Raw genomic sequence first — 17,318 nt, forward strand, 5'->3', positions numbered from 1 at the left:
GATGGGCCCGGAGCCGCAGCGCGAGCCCGCGGCGCCTCCGGTCGAGCTGCGGCTGGTCCGGGCCGCGAACCCCGGGGCGATGACCCTGGACGGCACGAACTCCTACGTGATCGTCGACGGGGAGCGCAGCTGGGTCGTGGACCCCGGTCCCCGGGACCCGGAGCATCTCGCGGAGCTGCTCCTCGCCTCCGCGCCCCGGCCCCAGGGGGTGCTCGTCACCCACCGCCACCTGGACCACACCGCGGGAGCGGCGACCCTCGCCCGGCAGCTCGCCGCGCGCAGCGGCCTCGAGGTGCCGCTGTGGGCCGCCGATCAGGACGCGGTCACCGGCTCGCGGCCCCTGCCGTCCACCTTCGAGGGGGACCACGGGACCGTCGCGCACGTCATCCACCTGCCCGGCCACACCGCGGACTCCGTGGGCCTGCTCGTGGACGGCGGGCGGCTGCTCAGCGGCGACACGCTGCTGGGCGGCGGCTCCTCGACCGTCATCGTGCCCGACGACGGCGGCACGATCCACGAGCACCTGCAGTCCCTCGCGATCCTGCGGGCCATGGCGATCGACGGCCGGATCAGCGCGATCCACCCCGGCCACGGGCCCGCCGCCGAGGGACCGCTGGACGCGCTCGCCCTCGTGGAGACCGCGATCGCGCACCGCGAGGAGCGGATCGAGCAGGTGCGCCGCGCACGCCGCGCCGGGGTGCTGACCCTGGACCGCCTGGTGCGCGCGATCTACGGCACGGAGCTCCCGCCCGAGCTCGAGAAGGGTGCCCGCTGGAACCTCCGCGCGACCCTCGAGCACCTCGCCGCCGGGCGCTGAGGCCCCGCACCCCACACCTCTCGCATTCCCCTGTCCCCGTCCCGGACGGCACGAGCGCCCGCCCCCCGTGAGGAGGACGGGCGCTCATGCGTGCGAGGGGTCAGCGGGCGCGGCGGCGCAGGCGCTCCACGTCGACGATGAGCACGGCGCGGGCCTCGAGGCGGATCCAGCCGCGCGAGGCGAAGTCCGCGAGGGCCTTGTTCACGGTCTCGCGGGAGGCGCCGACCAGCTGGGCGAGCTCCTCCTGGGTGAGGCCGTGGGCGACCATGACGCCGTCGTCCGTCTGCCGGCCGAAGCGCTGCGCGAGGTCGAGGACGTTCTTGGCCACGCGGCCGGGGACGTCCGCGAAGACGAGGTCCGCGAGGGACTCGTTGGTCTTGCGCAGGCGGCGGGCGAGGGAGGCGAGCAGGTGGCGGCCCACCTCGGGGCGCTGCGCGAGCACCCGGTAGAGGTCCTGCTGGGAGAGCGAGTACAGCGTGGACTCGGCCACCACGGTCGCGGTCGCGTTGCGCGGGGCGGGGTCGAAGAGGGAGAGCTCGCCGAGGGTCTCGCCCGGGCCGAGCACGGCGAGCAGGTTCTCGCGGCCGTCGCCCGAGGCGTGGCCCACCTTCACCTTGCCGGCGCCGATGATGAACAGGCGGTCGCCGGGATCGCCCTCGCGGAAGATCACCGCGCTGCGGTGGTAGTCCTCCTGCTTCATCGACGCGAGGACGGCCTGCTTGCCGTCCTCGTCGAGAGCCGCGAACAGCGGCGACGACCGTACGATGTTCTCGTCCACGGGTCCTCCTGGTGATCGGGTCCCGGAGCCGCCGGGACCGTGCCTGTGCCGATCGTGACGGCGTTCCACCCCTCGGTGGTCGCAGTCACATCATGGGGGAACACTATCGCGCCTGGCGCCCCCAGACCCGCCGCCCCGCCAGACCGAGGAGCCGAAACGATGTCCCAGGCCGCCCCGCGCCGCACCCCTGCGGGCTCCCGGACGGTCCCTCGGGGAGCGGCCGATGCCGCCGCCGTGAGCCTGCGCCTGGCCGCTGAGCACCCTGGCGCACGCACCGAGCTCGACCATCGGGACGCCTTCGAGCTGCTCGTCGCGACGGTGCTCTCGGCGCAGACGACGGACGCGAGGGTGAACAGCCTCACGCCCGCGCTCTTCGGGCGGTGGCCCGGTCCCGCCGCCCTCGCGGCCGCCCCCGAGGAGGAGGTCGCCGCGCTGCTGCGCCCGCTCGGCATGGGCCCCACGCGCGCCCGGCGCGTCGTCGGCCTCGCCGCGGCGCTGCTGCGCGACCACGGCGGCGTGGTGCCGGACGACCAGGCCGCCCTCGAGGCTCTGCCCGGGGTGGGGCGGAAGACGGCGCACGTGGTGCGCGGCGCCTGGTTCGGGCACGAGCTGCTCGCCGTGGACACGCACGTGGGGCGTCTCGCGCGCCGGCTCGGCTGGACCGCCGCGACGGATCCTCGCGCGGTGGAGAAGGACGTCGTGGCCCGGGTCGCCGCCGACGGCGCCCCGGGCGAGCTCACCCGGCTGGGCCTGCGCCTCATCCTCCACGGCCGACGGGTCTGCACCGCCCGGGCGCCCCGCTGCGAGGACTGCGTGCTCGCGGACCTCTGCCCGAGCGCGGGAGCCGCCGCATGACCGGGGGAGCGGGGCTGCCCGCCTTCCTCTCGGGGATCGCGGAGCGCGCCGCCCGGGGCGACGAGGTGCTCGTCGCGGACGTCGGACGCCCCGACGCGCCCCTCCTGCCGCCGCGCGAGGAGGCGCGGCGCAGCGCCGTGCTCGTGCTGCTGAGCGGGACCACCGCGGAGGACGCGGAGCTCGTGATCGAGGAGCGCGGCCACCGTCTGCGCTCGCAGCCGGGCCAGTTCTCGCTGCCCGGCGGCGCCATGGACCCCACCGACCGCGACGAGGTGCACACGGCGCTGCGGGAGGCGCAGGAGGAGACGGGCCTGGTCGAGGGGGCGGCGCGCGTGCTCGGCGCGTTCGCCCCGATCGGCATGCCCTGGCGGCGCCAGTACGTCACGCCGGTGCTCGCCTGGGCGCCCGAGCGGCCGGTGCTCGGCGTGCAGGACCCGGTCGAGGTCGAGCGGGTCGTGTGGGCGCGGCTCCAGGGCCCCGGCTCCCTCGGCGACCCCGCCCGACGGCTGCGCGGCCGGCTCGACGGGATGGACGTCGGCCCCGCCTTCGACCTGCCCGAGCAGGCCTTCGTCTGGGGGTTCACCGCGCTGATCCTGGACCGTGTCCTCGTCGAGCTGGGTCTTCCGTCGGTGCCCCCGGACGCCCCCGCCCGGGAGGTCCCCGCCGAGCGCCGGAGGCAGCGTCCGGACCCCGCACCGGGACGGCGCGTCCCGGGGAGCGCGGGCCTGTAGACTCGATCGGCGGCGGCCCCGTGGGCGGCCCCGCCACGCCCGCGTCCCCGACGCGGGCCCCTCCAGTGACCAGCCCCCAGACCCCAGGACAGGACGGGATCAACGTGCCACGCGGCAAGGTGAAGTTCTACGACGCCGAGAAGGGCTTCGGCTTCATCCTCGATGACGAGGACGGACAGAGCGTCTACGTCCACGCGACCTCGCTCCCCGAGGGAGTGACGACGCTGCGCCCCGGCGCGCGCGTCGAGTTCGACATGGTCGACGGCCGTCGCGGCCCGCAGGTGCTGTCCCTGCAGCTGCTCGAGCCGGCGCCCTCCGTGTCCCGTGCGCGCCGACCGAAGCCGGAGGAGATGGCCACGATGACCGAGGACCTCATCCGGCTCCTGGACGACGCCTCCAACGGCCTGCGGCAGGGGCGCTTCCCCGACCGCGGCCATTCCCAGAAGATCGCCACCGTGCTGCGCGCCGTCGCGGACAACTTCGAGGCCTGAGACCCATGACCCAGCCGACCACCGCATCCCGCCGTCCCCGCACCGCGAAGCCGAAGCTCGACGCCGTCGCGGCCGCCGCGATCGAGCAGGCCCGGGAGGCCCTCGTGGAGGTCACCGAGCCCGGGCAGGTGGGCGAGCACCTGCGCGCCGAGCCCGCCGGTGAGCGGCTGGTCACGCACGTCTTCGACTGCACGATGCCCGGCTACCGCGGCTGGTCGTGGGTCGTCGTCCTCAGCCGTGCGCCCCGAGCGAAGGCGGCGACCGTCGCCGAGACGGCGCTGCTGCCCGGCGAGGGCGCGCTGCTGGCCCCCGCGTGGGAGCCGTGGGCGGAGCGTCTGAAGCCCTCCGACGTGGGCGCCGACGACCTCCTGCCCTTCCAGGAGCAGGACGTGCGCCTCGAGCAGGGCTACGAGGCCACCGGCGACGAGGACGAGGACCGCGTGGCCCAGTGGGAGCTGGGTCTGGGCCGGGAGCGCGTGCTCTCGCCCGAGGGGCGCGTCGAGGCCGCCGAGCGCTGGACCGAGGGCGAGTTCGGCCCGCGGCAGACCTCGCACCGCGGACGCCGCGGCACGGTCACCGCGACCTGCTCGAGCTGCGGCTTCCTGTCGCTGCTCTCGGGATCGCTGCGCACCGAGTTCGGGGTCTGCACGAACGAGTGGTCCCCGGCCGACGGTCGCGTGGTGCACCTGGGCTACGGCTGCGGTTCCCATTCGCAGACCGGCCAGGAGGAGACCGATCACGAGGCCGCGCGCGGCGCCGGCGTCGTGATCGACGAGCTCGAGGCGGACCTCGAGCTCCAGGAGCCCACCTCCGACGAGCAGGCTGCTGACGAGTCGGCTGCTGACGAGTCGGCGTCCGGCGAGCAGGCCGCTGACGAGCCCGTCGTCGTGGACGCCCCCTCGGAGACCGCGGCCGACGCCGAGAAGGCCGATGCCGAGGTGGCCGCCGCCGATGAGGCCCCCGCTCCCGGCGAGGATGGGGATCCCGCTTCGTCCGAGGACTCCGGTCGTCCCGAGAGCGCCTCCACCACCGAGGTCTGAGCCGGGCTCGCACCGGACCGTCCCGTCCCTCGTCCACTCCGGGCAGGACGTGCGTCGCCGTGCCGCCATCGGGCGTGCTCCCCGCGCACTCGACGGGCAGGGCACGGTGGTCGTCATGAAGTCGTCAGTGACCGTCACGCCACGTGCCCACTGGGTCAACGCCTGGTTCCTGAGGCCGTTCGCCCGCCCCGTCGTGCGTATGGACGGGAACGACCACGAGGCGCGGTGGGGCCGGCCGCTCCGGTTCGAGGTCGCCGCCGGCCCCCACGAGATCGGCGTCGGGGCACGCTATCGACGCTCGACCAGCGTCCTCGGCGTGGCGGGGACGCGCATCGAGATCCCGCCGGAGCAGAACGTGATGGTCGAGGCGAGGAACGGCGTCCTCAACCACCAGCCCTTCGTGCTGCGCACGGCCCCGTCGGCGCCGGACCGCGCTGCATGAGACGGAGGACGGCCGGCCGGTCGCCCTTGGCGGCGGGTCAGCGCAGCGAGACCGCGACCCGGGACAGGAGCGCCTCGATCGCGAGCAGCGGCGGCACGTTCCCCGCGATCCGTGAGCGCGCGCCCTGGACCGCCTCGAGCAGACCGAGCGTGGTGTGCGCCGAGCCGCCGGCCGCGGCGTGCTCGATCTCCGGTGCGACCTCGACGTTCACGAGATCGCTGCCCGACCCCAGCTGACGCGTGAGCACGTCCCGCAGCACCGAGTGGGCATCCAGCAGATAGCGGTCCAGCACGTCCCGCACGAGACGGGTCTGGCGGCGCTTCGCGTCCTCCTCGAGCTGGCGCAGCTGGCCGCGCAGCGCCGGCGGGACCTTGCCGTCCTCGATGCCCGCCGAGCGCAGGAACCGCTCCTTCTCCTCGGTCGCGACGAGGTCCGCATGCTCCTTCGCCTCGGCCGTGGCACGGTCCACGAGCGCCTGAGCGGCGAGCACCGCCTGGCCCGTCCCGCGCAGCCCCAGCAGGCTCCGGGCGGACTCCTCCCGCGCCGCGAGGGTGCCCTCCTGGGTCGCGTAGCGCAGGGCGAGGCCGATGTGCCCCTGGGCGGCGCGGGCCGCGCGCACGGCGAGGTCCTCGGGGATGCCGTCCCGTCGCTGCAGCAGGCCGGCGACGACCTCCGCGGAGGGGACGGTGAGGGTCACGAGCCGGCAGCGGGAGCGGATCGTGGGGGCGAGATCCTCCGCGGAGGGGGCGCACAGCATCCACACCGTCGCCGGGGGCGGCTCCTCGATGGACTTCAGCAGCACGTTGAAGGTGCCCGCGCTCATGCGGTCGGCGTCCTCGACCACGATCACGCGGTGCCGCCCCGTCGCGGGGGAGCGCTGCGCGGTCATGACGAGGGAGCGCACCTCCTCCTTCGCGATGGAGAGCTTGTCCGTCGCGACGACGGTGACGTCGGGGTGGGTGCCCGCGAGGACGGTGCGGCACGCGGTGCACTCTCCGCAGCCGACGCCCTGCTCGCACTGGAGCGCCGCGGCGAAGGCGCGCGCAGCCGTGGAGCGGCCGGAGCCGGGCGGTCCCGTCACGAGCCACGCCTGGGCGAGGGACGCCTGACCGGTGGCCGCGCGGTGGAACTGGGCGACGGCGGCCTCCTGGCCCACGACGTCCCGCCACACGGCGCCCACGGCCGGGGCGCTCACAGCTCGTCCCGGTGCTTCGCGGGGACGGGCTGCTCGAAGGTCGGCTCGAACAGCTGCAGCACGCCGGAGACCTTCTCGAGCACCTGGGCGTGCACCTCCTCCTTGGGCAGTGCCGCGTCGATCACGGCGAAGCGGTCGGGATCGTCGGCCGCGAGCTGGAGGAACTGCTCGCGCACCGCCTCGTGGAACTCGAGGCCGGCCCGCTCGAGGCGGTCCATCTCCCCGGGCGCGCGCCGCTCCGCGAGCGCCGCGGGGGGCAGGTCCAGCAGGATCGTGCGGTGCGGCAGCAGGCCGTCCACCGCCCACAGCGACAGGGCGGCGATCTCCCGGGCCTCCAGCTCGCGACCGGCCCCCTGGTAGGCGACGGAGGAGTCGAGGTACCGGTCGCCGAGGACGAGGCCGCCGCGCGCCAGGTGCGGGCGGACCCTCGAGGCGATGTGGTGGGCGCGGTCCGCGGCGTAGAGCAGGGCCTCCGCCCGCGGGTCCACGTCGTCCCCGTGCAGCACGAGCTCGCGGATCTGTGCGCCCAGCGGCGTGCCGCCGGGCTCACGGGTGGTGAGCACGAGGTCCTCGTCGACCATCCGGTCGTGGATGAGGTGGTCGCGCAGCATGGACATCTGCGTGGACTTGCCCGCGCCGTCGCCGCCCTCGAAGGAGATGAACACGCCGCGGCGCGGCGGCCGCGGGGCGGGGACGGTGAGGGCAGGGGGCAGGCCTCCGGGCATCATCGGGCGGCCTCCCCGGGGTAGACGACGCCCAGCTCGGCGCGCACCGCGTCGAGGGTGTTCATGACGGAGAGGGTGTCCGCCCAGCTCATGAGCGGGGACTCGAGATCCCCGGCGGTGATGCGGCGGGCGGCCTCCGCGATCTCGTAGGCCATGCCGTCCCCGCCGATCCCCGGCGCCTCGAAGGAGGCGCTGCGGCCGTCGAGCAGGGTCACGGTGAGCGTGGTGGGCGCGAAGAAGGCGCCCGCGAGGCGCGCCTGCCCCGCGGTGCCGCTGATCACGGCCTCGGTGGGCGTGCGGGCGCGCAGGGTGGTCCCCAGCCGGGCTCGGCCGCGCTCGCCGCGGGCGAGGATGCCGACGTATCCGTCGACGCCCGTGGGGGTGAGGTCGCCGCGCACGGCGAGGTCGGTGAGGTCGCCGAGCACCATCTGGGCGAAGGAGACGGGGTACACGCCGAGGTCGAGCAGCGCGCCGCCGCCCAGCTCGGGGTCGTTCATGCGGTGGGAGGGATCGGTGGGCATCGACTGCCCGTGATCGGCGGCGACCTCGATGATCTCGCCGAGCAGCTTGGACTCGAGCACCTGGTTCAGCACGTCGTAGTGCGGCAGGAAGCGCGCCCACATGGCCTCCATGGCGAAGACGCCGCGCTCCCGCGCGAGGTCCAGCAGCTCCGCGGCCTGGCCGGCGTTGAGCGTGAAGGCCTTCTCGACCACGACGGGGATCCCGGCCTCGAGCACGGGGCGCGCGAGCTCCGCGTGCTGGGCGTGCGGGGAGGCGACGTAGACCGCGTCGATGCCGCCCGCGGCGAGCATCTCCTCGACGTTCGTGAAGGCGCCGTCGGCCCGGTGCTCCGCGGCGAAGGCGCGGGCGCGCTCCGCGGAGCGCGAGACGACGGAGACCACCCGGGAGGCGGTCGCGCGGTGCGCGGTCTCCGTGAACTGGGTGCCGATGTGGCCGGGGGAGACGACACCCCAGCGCAGACCCGGCGCGGCCGCCGGCTCGGGGGTGCGGGGGGCGGGGAGCTCGAGCGGCTCCCCGGGCGTGTTCTCGCGCGAGCTCATGCCCCTAATCTACCGAGCCGTCCCGACGTCCGTGCGGGACGTGGGGACGGCTCGGTCCTGGGGAGGGGAGGCCCGGCTCAGCCCTTGACGGCGCCGGAGGTCATGCCCCGCACGAGGAAGCGCTGCAGGGAGAAGAACACGATCATCGGCACCACCATCGAGATGAAGGCGCCGGCGGTGAGCAGCTCCGTGCCCTGGCCCTGGGTGCCGAGCATCTGCTGGAGGTCCACGATGATCGTCTTGTTCGCCCCGCCGCCGATGAACAGCTTCGCGATGAGCAGGTCGTTCCAGACCCACAGGAACTGCAGGGTCGCGAACGCCGCGATCGCCGGGGAGGACATGGGCGCCACGAGCCGCCAGAAGGTCTGGAAGTGGCTCGCGCCGTCGATCTTCGCGCTCTCCACGACGGAGCCCGGCAGGGTCGCCATGTAGTTGCGCAGCGTGTAGACGGCGAGCGGCATGCCGAAGCCGGTGTGCAGCAGCCACACCGCGACGAACTGGCCGTTGATGCCCAGGCCGCGCGGCCCCAGGAGGTCCAGCATCGGCTGGAAGGCCACCTGGATCGGCACCACCATGAGCGCGACGATGACGATGAACAGGAGGTCCTTGCCGCGGAACTCCATGAAGGTGAACGCATAGGCGGCGAAGGCCGCGAACATGATCGGCAGCACCGTCGCCGGCACCGCGACCACGATCGAGTTCACGAGCGAGGTGCCCATGGAGGCGCTGCCGAGCACCTGGGCGTAGTTGTCGAGGGTCCACCCGCCCTGGGTGAGGGCGCTCCACCAGCCGCTCGTGGCGGCGGCCTCGCGGGTGCGGAAGCTCGTCACGAGCAGGCCGAGGGTCGGCACCGTCCACAGCAGCGCGAGCAGCGGCATGACGATCATCGCGAGCGGGGAGCGCCGACGGCCGTCGGCCATGGTGCCCCGGGTCGACGCCGTCGGGGCGGGGGTGCGGGTCGTCGCGCTCATCGTCCTGCCTCCTGGGCCCGGAAGCTGCGCACCTGGTACACGAGGATCGGCAGCACGAGGATCAGCAGCACGACCACGACAGCGGAGGCCTGGCCCGCCTGCTGGTCCGTGAACAGCTTGCGGAAGAACAGGTTCGCGATGACGTCCGTCGAGTACAGGCCGTTGGTCGTCACGTAGATGACGTCGAAGACCTTGAGCACGAGGATCAGCACGGTGATGAAGACCGCGAGCAGGGTCGCGCGCACCTGCGGGAAGATGATCTGCCAGAAGATCCGCGCCTCGCTCGCGCCGTCCATCCGGCCCGCCTCGATCGTGTCCTCGGGGACCGCCTTGATCGCGGAGCTGAGGAGCACCATCGCGAAGCCCGTCTGCAGCCAGATGAGGATCACCATGAGCAGCAGCGAGTTCAGCCGCGCCGTGTCGAGCTGGTACCACGGCTGCGGGTCCCCGCCGAGGGCGACGACGATCGCGTTGAGCAGTCCCGTCTGCTCGGTGCCGGGGGCGTTGTACGCGTAGACGAGGCCCCAGATGGTCGCCGCGCCCACGAAGCTGATCGCCATCGGCAGGAAGATCAGGGACTTCGTGATCTTCTCGCCCGTGGGGGAGAGCTTGTCCGCGAGCACCGCGACCCCGAGGCCCAGCGCCACGGTCGCGATCGGCACCACGATGATCCACAGCAGGTTGTTCAGCAGGGCGGACCAGAACTCCCCGCTGCCGAGCACGGCCGTGTAGTTCGACAGGCCCGCCCACTCCGTGGAGTCCGCGTTCGCGAAGGAGTACACGACGGTCTGCACCGTCGGGTAGAGCAGCAGCAGGGCGATGAGGCTGAACCCTGGCAGCAGGAAGGCGTAGGGGATCACGCCCTCGGAGAAGCGGGAGGGGAGCCCCTCGACGCACATGTTGAGGAAGCGGAAGAACAGCACGGACCCGCCGATGCCGACCACGAGCCCCAGCAGCCCGATGACGACGCTCGAATTGCCGAACCACTGCGGGTAGTAGGCGAAGGCGAGGAAGATGTTGCAGGCGAGCCACGCGGTGAGCACCATGCCCACCGCGCCGACCACGAGCCGCACGGGCCGGGCGGGGGAGCCGGCCCGCTCCTCGCGCGCTGCGACGGCGGTGGTCACTTCGGCCACCCCGCCTCGATCTCGTCGCACACCTGCTGCGAGTCCTTCGAGCCCTTGAGCCACTCGACCATGCCGGTCCAGAAGGAGCCGCCGCCCACCGCGCCCGGCATGACGTCGGAGCCGTCGTAGCGGAACACCTGCGCGCCGGAGGCGATCTCCGCGACCTGGCGGGTGATCTCGTCCGGGTACTGCGAGGCGTCGAAGGTGGTGTGGGGGCTGAGCCAGCCGCCCGCCTGCGCCCACGGCCCGCCGAACTCCGGCGAGCTCAGGAACCTCATGAGCTTCACGGAGTCGTCGTTGAGGGTGAACAGCGCCGCGAGGTCGCCGCCGCCCAGGATCGGCTGGCCGTCGAAGCCGCCCTCCCAGGTGGGCATCGCGAAGACCCCCACCTCGGAGTCGAGGTTCTTCTGCACGTCCTCCGGGAAGAAGCCCGTGACGAAGTTGCCCTGGCGCACGTACATGGCTTTCGGCGGGTCCTCGAAAAGCGGCAGCGGGGCCTCGGAGAAGGGCGTGTTGAGGATCGTGTCCGTGCCGCCGAGCACGTTGCCCTCGCCCTTGAGCAGGTCGCCGAGGAGGTCGAAGACCTGCACGACCTTCTCGTCGTTGAAGGGCATGCGGTGGTAGATCCAGTCGTCGTAGACGTCCGGGCCGTGGACGCGGAGCATGAGCTCCTCGATCCAGTCGGTGCCCACCCAGCCGGTGGCCTGGTCCGCGGCCCAGCCGTCGGACCACGGGGTGATGCCGTCGGCCTTGATCTCGTCCGCGATGCCGTACAGCTCCTGCATGGTCGCGGGCTCGGCGGAGTACCCGCCCTCCTCGTACGCGGCCTTCGGATACCAGATGAGCGACTTGCAGGCCATGCGCATGGGGGCGCCGTAGACCCGGCCCTGCAGCCGTGCCGAGTCGAGGAAGCCGGGGATGAGCGTGCCGTCGAGCGCGTCGTAGTCGAGGTAGACGTCGATCGGGACCACCTTCCCGCCGCGCGCGAGGTCGAAGAGCCCGCCCGGCTGCGGGAACAGCGCGACGTCCGGGGCGTCGCCGGAGCCGACCCGCTGGCGGATCGTGTTGGTGAAGTCCGTGTCCGCCGTGTACTGCACGGTGACCCCGGACTCCTTCTCGAAGTCCTCGAGGGAGGCGAGGAAGGCCTCCTGCTCCTGGCCGCCGAAGGCGCCGAGCACCGTCACGGTCCCGGAGCCGGGCACGTCGCCCTCGGTGTACTTCTCCGCCGTGGCGGTCGTGCCGCCGGAGGAGTCCGGGTTCTGGAGGCAGCCCGCGAGCCCTACGGCGGCGGCCGCGGTCGCGGCCCCCGTCATGGCCGCGCGCCGGCTGAGGCGTCGTTGCATCATCACTCCTTCGTGGGAGGGCCGTCGGTGAGGTCACTGTAACCGTGCCCGCGCTCGGAAGAGGTCTCGGATCGGCGACGATCCCGCAGGTCGCACGGACGCACGCAGGGCGCGGAGCCTCAGCTCCGCGCCCTGCGCACCGGGGAGGCGGCGACCGACCGGTCGATCCTCACCCCACCCCCGCCGTCACTTCTTGGCGGCGGTGCTCTTCTTCCTCGTCGTGGTCGTCCGACGCGCCGGCTTCTTGGCCGGACCCTTCGCACGCTTCTCCGCGAGCTTCTCGATCGCGACCTGCTCGGTGATCTCCTCGACCTTCTCGGTCGCGCGGAGGGACACGTTCGTCGTGCCGTCGGTGATGTACGGGCCGAAGCGGCCGTCCTTGATGACGATCGGCTTCTCGCTCGTGGGATCCGTGCCGAGCTCCTTGAGCGGCGGCTTCGCGGCCGCGCGGCCGCGGGTCTTGGGCTGCGCGTACAGCGCCTTCGCCTCGTCGAGGGTGATGGTGAAGATCTGCTCCTCGGTCTCCAGGGAGCGGGAGTCGGTGCCCTTCTTGAGGTACGGGCCGTAGCGGCCGTTCTGCGCCGTGATCTCCGTGCCGTCCGCGTCCGTGCCCACCACGCGCGGCAGGCTCAGCAGCGCGAGCGCCTCCTCGAGGGTGATCGAGGAGAGGTCCTGGGACTTCAGCAGCGAGCCGGTGCGGGGCTTGGGCTGCTTGGACTTCGGGACCTTCTTCTCGCCCTCCGCGGGCTCGGGCAGCACCTCGGTGACGTAGGGGCCGAAGCGGCCGTCCTTCGCGACGATCTCGTGCCCGCTCGCCGGATCGGTGCCGAGCACGCGGCCGTCGTCCTTGGCGCGCTCGAGGAGCTCCTTCGCGGCCTCGACGGTCAGCTCGTCGGGCGCGAGGTCGTCGGAGACGTTCGCGCGCTGGGGGTCCGCCCCCTCGATCAGCTCGCCGTCCTCGCCGCGCGCCGCCCGCTCGACGTAGGCGCCGTAGCGGCCCACGCGCAGGGTGATCCCCTCGCCGATCTCGATCGAGTTGATGGCGCGGGCGTCGATGTCGCCGAGGTCGTCGACCATCGGCTTCAGGCCCAGCGGGCCGTCCTCGCCGGTGCCGTAGTAGAAGGAGCGCAGGTAGTCCGCGCGGGAGAGGTCGCCGCGGGCCATGCGGTCCAGCTGCTCCTCCATCTGCGCGGTGAAGTCGTAGTCGACGTAGGTCTCGAAGTGCTCCTCGAGCAGGCGCACCACGGCGAACGCGACCCAGCTGGGCACGAGCGCGGTGCCGCGGCGCAGCACGTAGCCGCGGTCCTGCACGGTCGCGACGGTCGAGGCGTAGGTCGAGGGGCGGCCGATGCCGCGCTCCTCGAGCGCCCGCACGAGCGAGGCCTCCGTGTAGCGGGGCGGCGGGGTGGTCGAGTGGCCGTCGGGCGTGAGGTCGCGGGTCTCGAGCTCCTGGCCCTCGCTCATCTGCGGGAGGCGCTTGTCGCCGCCCTCGTCCTCGCCGCCGTAGCGGCTCGCGTCGCGGCCCTCCTCGTAGGCGGCGAGGAAGCCGCGGAAGGTGATGACGGTGCCGGCGGCGCGGAAGGTCGCCGTGCGGTCGTCCTTCGCGAGGGTCAGCTCGACGGTCGAGGTGGTGCCCTTCGCGTCGGCCATCTGCGAGGCGACGGTGCGCTTCCAGATCAGCTCGTAGAGGCGGAACTCGTCCCCGGAGAGCTGGCCGGCGACGTCCGCCGGGGTGCGGAAGCGGTCCCCGGCGGGGCGGATCGCCTCGTGCGCCTCCTGCGCGGACTGCGACCTGTTCTGGTAGACGCGCGGCGTGTCCGGCACGTACTGGGAGCCGTACAGCTCCGAGGCCTGGGCGCGGGAGGCCCGGATCGCCTCGGAGGACAGCGTCACCGAGTCCGTGCGCATGTAGGTGATGTAGCCGTTCTCGTAGAGCGACTGCGCCACCCGCATCGCCTGGCGCGCGCCGAGGCGCAGCTTGCGGCTGGCCTCCTGCTGCAGCGAGGAGGTCGTGAAGGGGGCGGCGGGGCGACGCGTGTACGGCTTCGACTCGAGGCTCGTGACCTGCGCCGGGGCGCCCGTGAGCGCCTCGACGAGGACCCGAGAGGAGTCCTCGGTGAGCACCACGGCGCCCTGCGAGCGGGGCTTGAGGGATCCGTCGTCGGCGAAGTCGGAGCCGGAGGCGACCCGCGAGCCGTCGACCGTCTGCAACTTGGCGGTGAAGGCGCTCTCCTCGGTCGCGAAGGTGCCGGTCACGTCCCAGTAGTCCGCGGCGACGAAGGCCATGCGCTCGCGCTCGCGCTCGACGACGAGCCGCGTCGCGACGGACTGCACGCGGCCCGCGGAGAGCGAGGGCTTGATCTTGCGCCAGAGCACAGGGGAGAGCTCGAAGCCGACGAGGCGGTCGAGGATGCGGCGCGTCTCCTGGGCGTCGACGAGGCTGCCGTCGATCTCGCGCGTGTTCGACAGCGCGCCCTGGATCGCGTCCCGCGTGATCTCGTGGAAGACCATCCGCTTCACGGGCAGGGACTTCTTGGGCTTGAGGGTCTCGAGCAGGTGCCAGGCGATCGCCTCCCCCTCGCGGTCCTCATCGGTGGCGAGGTAGAGGTCGTCGACGTCCTTGAGCGCCTTCTTGAGATCGGCGACCGTCTTCTTCTTGTCCGCGCTGACGACGTAGTAGGGGTCGAAGCCGTTCTCGACGTCGACGCCGAACTTCCCGTACGGCCCCTTCTTCATCTCCGCCGGCAGGTCGCGGGGCACCGGGATGTCCCGGATGTGCCCCACCGAGGCGAGGACGATGTAGTCGTCCCCGAGGTATCGGCCGATGGTCCTCGCCTTCGCGGGGGACTCGACGATCACCAGATGCCGTCCGCCAGTCACGGTTCGTGTTCCTTCCTCGCCGCGCTCAGGCGGCCCGTCGTCCCGGGAGCGGGATCCGTACCCACCGGGCTCCCGGCGAGTGCTCACGGTACACGCTCGCCCCGGGGGCGCCCCGGGACGTGCGGGACCCGCAGGACCAGCACGAGCGCGAGCCACAGAGCGGTCCCGCCGCAGACCAGCGCGGCCGTTCCCGTGTATCCGGCGGCCTGCTGGGCCGCGTCCTGGAGGTCCAGCGGCAGCGAGAGCGAGGCGAGGGTGAGCAGGCCGACGATCGTCGAGACGAGGCCCACGAGGGCCAGCAGCGCCGAGGCCGCGGAGTCGAGCACACCGTGGCGGGGCCGGCCCCCGACGGGCGGGGCGCCCGCGCGGCGGCGGCCGCGGGCCGAGGCTCGGGCGAGACGGGAGCGGCGCAGCCGGGAGTGGATGCCGTCGACGCACAGGACGAGGAACGTCCAGGTCGCGACCACGAGGATCGCGCCGACCACGTCGCTCGGGCGGTGCCAGCCGAGCACGAGCGTCCCGATGCCGGCGCCGGCCGTCCAGACCGCGCCGAGCAGCGCCACGAGCCAGCGCGCGGCGCCCGAGGCGAGCACGAGCGCGACCGCGGCGCTCGCCGCGAGGGCCGTGTGCCCCGAGGGGAAGGAGTTCGGCGTCACGTCGATGCCCGGGCCGAGCGCCTCCCGCACGACCACGAGGTGCTTGACCACCTGCGTGGTCACGTTCGCCCCCGCGACGAGCGCCGCGAGCGGCACGAGCAGGCCGGGCCGCCGCCGGATGAGGACCAGCACGACGGCGAGCACGAGCACGCCGATGATCACCGGCACGCTCACGCTGCCCACGGCGAGCTCCGCGAGGGCGGAGAAGCGGTCCTCCTGCGACTGCGCGCCGGAGAGGATCAGCTGGTCCAGCCGCTGCCCGCTCGCGGTGCCGACGGCGAAGCGGGCGAGCACGACCGTCGCGACGACGCAGGCGGCCGCGACGAGCAGCGAGAGGATCGGCGCGACGACGCCGCCGCGCACGCGGACCCGCTCGGGCGGCGCGGGCGGCGCCGCGACGGGCTCGTACGTGCTGCGCGCGTCCGGCCCGTGCGGCTCGGACGCCGTGACGGGCTCGTCGGGCGTCCTGGGGTCGGTGGGCTCGGCGGGTGTCGTCACAGGCTCAGCATCCCGGTCGTGACCAGCTCGCGGATCTGCGGGAACAGCGTCTCGCGGGCGTGGTCGGGGTCGGTGTCGGTGAGGGCGCAGACGGCGGAGACGGTCTGGCCCAGGGTGAGGGTGCCGTCGAGGGCGCCGACGGTGGCGGCGAGCAGCTGGTCCGCACGGACCGCGCGGGCGAGGCCGGCCCCCTGGACGAGCTCGATGAGCGTGGGGTCCCAGGCGCCGGGGGTGAGGTGGCGCCGCTCGACGACGTCCGCCGCGCGCACGGGGCGGGAGGCGGCGAGGGCGTCGTCGTCGATCCCGGCGAGGACGTCGATCATCGTGAGCGAGGTGCTCAGGTGGGAGGAGAGGGTGCCCGAGCCGGTGCCCGTCGCCTCCTCGCTGCGCAGGATCCCCGGTCGCGGTGCGGACCCGTGCTCGGGCCGGCGCAGGAGCAGGTAGCCGAAGCCCAGGCCCTCCACGCCGCGCGCGGCGAAGTCGTCGAGCCAGGCCTCCTGCATGTCCTGCCAGCGGGGGTCGCGCTCGGTGACGCCGCCGTCGCGGCCCCAGGTCTCGGCGTACTGGGCCGGGTCCTCGGTTTCGCGGAGGATCACCCAGGCGTCCACGCCGTCGGCGAGAGCGGGGTCGAGCCAGGCGCGCGGGTGCGCGTCCGTCGCCTCGCCCGTGGGCACCTCCCAGTTGCCGAGCATGACGGCGCGACCGCCGGGGGCGAGGTGCGAGGGCAGCGCGCCCAGCAGCTCGGCGAGCAGGGTGTCCCCGGCGCGGCCGCCGTCGCGGTAGGTCCAGGAGCCCTCGGCGCCCGCGGTGCGGTCGTGCGCGAGCGCCGTGTCCCGCGGGGTGATGACGAAGGGCGGGTTGGAGACGACGAGGTCGAAGGTCTCCCCGGCGACCGGCTCGAGCAGGGAGCCGTGGCGCAGCTCGATCGGGGCGGCGCCCTCCTCCGCGTTCAGGGCCGCGTTGAAGGCGGCGACGGCGAGGGCCCGCTCGGAGAGGTCCGTCGCGACCACCCGGCGGGCGTGGCGGGCGGCGTGCAGCGCCTGGATCCCGCCGCCGCAGCCGAGGTCGAGCACGGAGCCCACCTCGTCCCGGGGCGTGATCCGGGCGAGGGTGAGGGAAGCGCCGCCCACACCGAGCACGTGCTCGCCGCGCAGGGGCCGCCCGGTCGCGAGCTCGGAGAGGTCCGAGGCGATCCACCAGGCGATCTCGCCGGCGTCGTCCTGCGCGGAGTAGGGGGAGAGGTCGATCGCGGCGCGCAGCAGAGGCTCCCCGTCGGCCGCGTCCGCCCCCGCATCTGCATGCGCCTCGCCGTCGCCGGCGGCGGGGACGAGGATCCCCAGCTCGAGGGCGCCCTCCGCGCCGAGCGAGGGGAGGGCGGCGTCGATCAGCGGGCGGGGGACCGCGGCGCCCAGGGTCAGCACCGAGAGCAGCACCGCGAGCGGATCCGTGCGGCCGCGCAGGACCCGACGGGCAGGGACGGGGTTCTCGCGCCGCACGGCGGCCACGGCGAGCGGGCCGTAGAGGTCCTCGGTCGCGGCGATCGTAAAGGGCGCCGCGAGGAGGTCGGCGCGCAGGGCGCTGACCAGGGGTGGGATCACCCGCGGCGGGGCGTCCAGGACGTCGGTCTGCATGGCTACGATTGTGCCCCAGCGGGCCCGACCGGGACGTCCGGACATCGGGGGATCCCGCGAAGATCCTGTGAGGAGGA

At 73.7% G+C, this 17,318-nt stretch carries 16 protein-coding genes; 6 read left to right on the forward strand and 10 right to left on the reverse strand.

The features are described from left to right. Position 1: 1 nt before the first annotated feature. Positions 2-817: an MBL fold metallo-hydrolase gene (locus ABD080_RS07845; protein ID WP_259362115.1), complete on the forward strand. Its 816-nt coding sequence runs from the start codon at positions 2-4 to the stop codon at positions 815-817. A gap of 100 nt (positions 818-917) precedes the next feature. Here the strand turns inward: ABD080_RS07845 and ABD080_RS07850 are convergent, their stop codons facing one another. Continuing rightward, the gene (locus ABD080_RS07850) at positions 918-1,595 is read right to left on the reverse strand and encodes a Crp/Fnr family transcriptional regulator (protein ID WP_137769883.1); all 678 of its coding nucleotides are present in this window, start codon (positions 1,593-1,595) and stop codon (positions 918-920) included. Positions 1,596-1,754: 159 nt separating this feature from the next. On the opposite strand from ABD080_RS07850, the gene ABD080_RS07855 reads away from it, so the two are divergent. The 5 genes from ABD080_RS07855 (at position 1,755) to ABD080_RS07875 (ending at position 5,154) form a co-directional block, all read left to right on the forward strand. Then, positions 1,755-2,450, forward strand: coding sequence for an endonuclease III domain-containing protein (locus ABD080_RS07855; RefSeq protein WP_343904326.1), 696 nt, complete (start codon positions 1,755-1,757; stop codon positions 2,448-2,450). After that, the gene (locus ABD080_RS07860) at positions 2,447-3,181 is read left to right on the forward strand and encodes an NUDIX hydrolase (protein ID WP_137769885.1); all 735 of its coding nucleotides are present in this window, start codon (positions 2,447-2,449) and stop codon (positions 3,179-3,181) included. Before ABD080_RS07855 ends, ABD080_RS07860 begins: the two co-directional genes overlap by 4 nt. Before the next feature lie 104 nt (positions 3,182-3,285). Beyond that, complete coding sequence (locus tag ABD080_RS07865) at positions 3,286-3,672, forward strand: cold-shock protein (protein ID WP_137769886.1); 387 nt, start codon at positions 3,286-3,288, stop codon at positions 3,670-3,672. A gap of 5 nt (positions 3,673-3,677) precedes the next feature. Then, positions 3,678-4,712 carry a DUF3027 domain-containing protein gene (locus ABD080_RS07870; protein ID WP_343904327.1) on the forward strand — a complete coding sequence of 345 codons (1,035 nt, stop codon included), beginning with the start codon at positions 3,678-3,680 and terminating at the stop codon, positions 4,710-4,712. Positions 4,713-4,827: 115 nt separating this feature from the next. Further along, positions 4,828-5,154, forward strand: coding sequence for a hypothetical protein (locus tag ABD080_RS07875; protein WP_343904328.1), 327 nt, complete (start codon positions 4,828-4,830; stop codon positions 5,152-5,154). A 37-nt stretch (positions 5,155-5,191) separates the two neighbouring features. On the opposite strand, the gene ABD080_RS07880 is transcribed toward ABD080_RS07875, so the two are convergent. From ABD080_RS07880 to ABD080_RS07920, 9 genes are all read right to left on the reverse strand, one after another. Continuing rightward, complete coding sequence (locus ABD080_RS07880; protein WP_137769889.1) at positions 5,192-6,349, reverse strand: DNA polymerase III subunit delta'; 1,158 nt, start codon at positions 6,347-6,349, stop codon at positions 5,192-5,194. Next, positions 6,346-7,077 (reverse strand): dTMP kinase, encoded by a 732-nt coding sequence (gene tmk, locus ABD080_RS07885; RefSeq protein WP_137769890.1) that lies wholly within the window; start codon positions 7,075-7,077, stop codon positions 6,346-6,348. Before tmk ends, ABD080_RS07880 begins: the two co-directional genes overlap by 4 nt. Next, positions 7,074-8,135 (reverse strand): Gfo/Idh/MocA family protein, encoded by a 1,062-nt coding sequence (locus tag ABD080_RS07890; protein ID WP_343904329.1) that lies wholly within the window; start codon positions 8,133-8,135, stop codon positions 7,074-7,076. Before ABD080_RS07890 ends, tmk begins: the two co-directional genes overlap by 4 nt. A 77-nt stretch (positions 8,136-8,212) precedes the next feature. Further along, complete coding sequence (locus tag ABD080_RS07895) at positions 8,213-9,106, reverse strand: carbohydrate ABC transporter permease (RefSeq protein WP_137769892.1); 894 nt, start codon at positions 9,104-9,106, stop codon at positions 8,213-8,215. Continuing rightward, a complete protein-coding gene (locus tag ABD080_RS07900; protein WP_377827287.1) occupies positions 9,103-10,233 on the reverse strand; it encodes a carbohydrate ABC transporter permease in 1,131 nt (376 codons plus the stop codon). The genes ABD080_RS07895 and ABD080_RS07900 overlap by 4 nt, the downstream gene beginning before the upstream one ends. After that, complete coding sequence (locus tag ABD080_RS07905) at positions 10,230-11,576, reverse strand: ABC transporter substrate-binding protein (protein ID WP_343904330.1); 1,347 nt, start codon at positions 11,574-11,576, stop codon at positions 10,230-10,232. The genes ABD080_RS07900 and ABD080_RS07905 overlap by 4 nt, the downstream gene beginning before the upstream one ends. A 186-nt stretch (positions 11,577-11,762) precedes the next feature. Then, the gene (topA, locus tag ABD080_RS07910; protein ID WP_343904331.1) at positions 11,763-14,456 is read right to left on the reverse strand and encodes a type I DNA topoisomerase; all 2,694 of its coding nucleotides are present in this window, start codon (positions 14,454-14,456) and stop codon (positions 11,763-11,765) included. An 83-nt stretch (positions 14,457-14,539) separates the two neighbouring features. Beyond that, entirely contained in the window at positions 14,540-15,610 is a 1,071-nt protein-coding gene (locus tag ABD080_RS07915) for a phosphatase PAP2 family protein (RefSeq protein ID WP_343904332.1), read from the reverse strand. Next, a complete protein-coding gene (locus ABD080_RS07920; protein ID WP_343904333.1) occupies positions 15,607-17,241 on the reverse strand; it encodes a DUF7059 domain-containing protein in 1,635 nt (544 codons plus the stop codon). Before ABD080_RS07920 ends, ABD080_RS07915 begins: the two co-directional genes overlap by 4 nt. Positions 17,242-17,318: the final 77 nt, after the last annotated feature.

Source organism: Brachybacterium rhamnosum, assembly GCF_039526185.1.
Classification (GTDB): domain Bacteria; phylum Actinomycetota; class Actinomycetes; order Actinomycetales; family Dermabacteraceae; genus Brachybacterium; species Brachybacterium rhamnosum.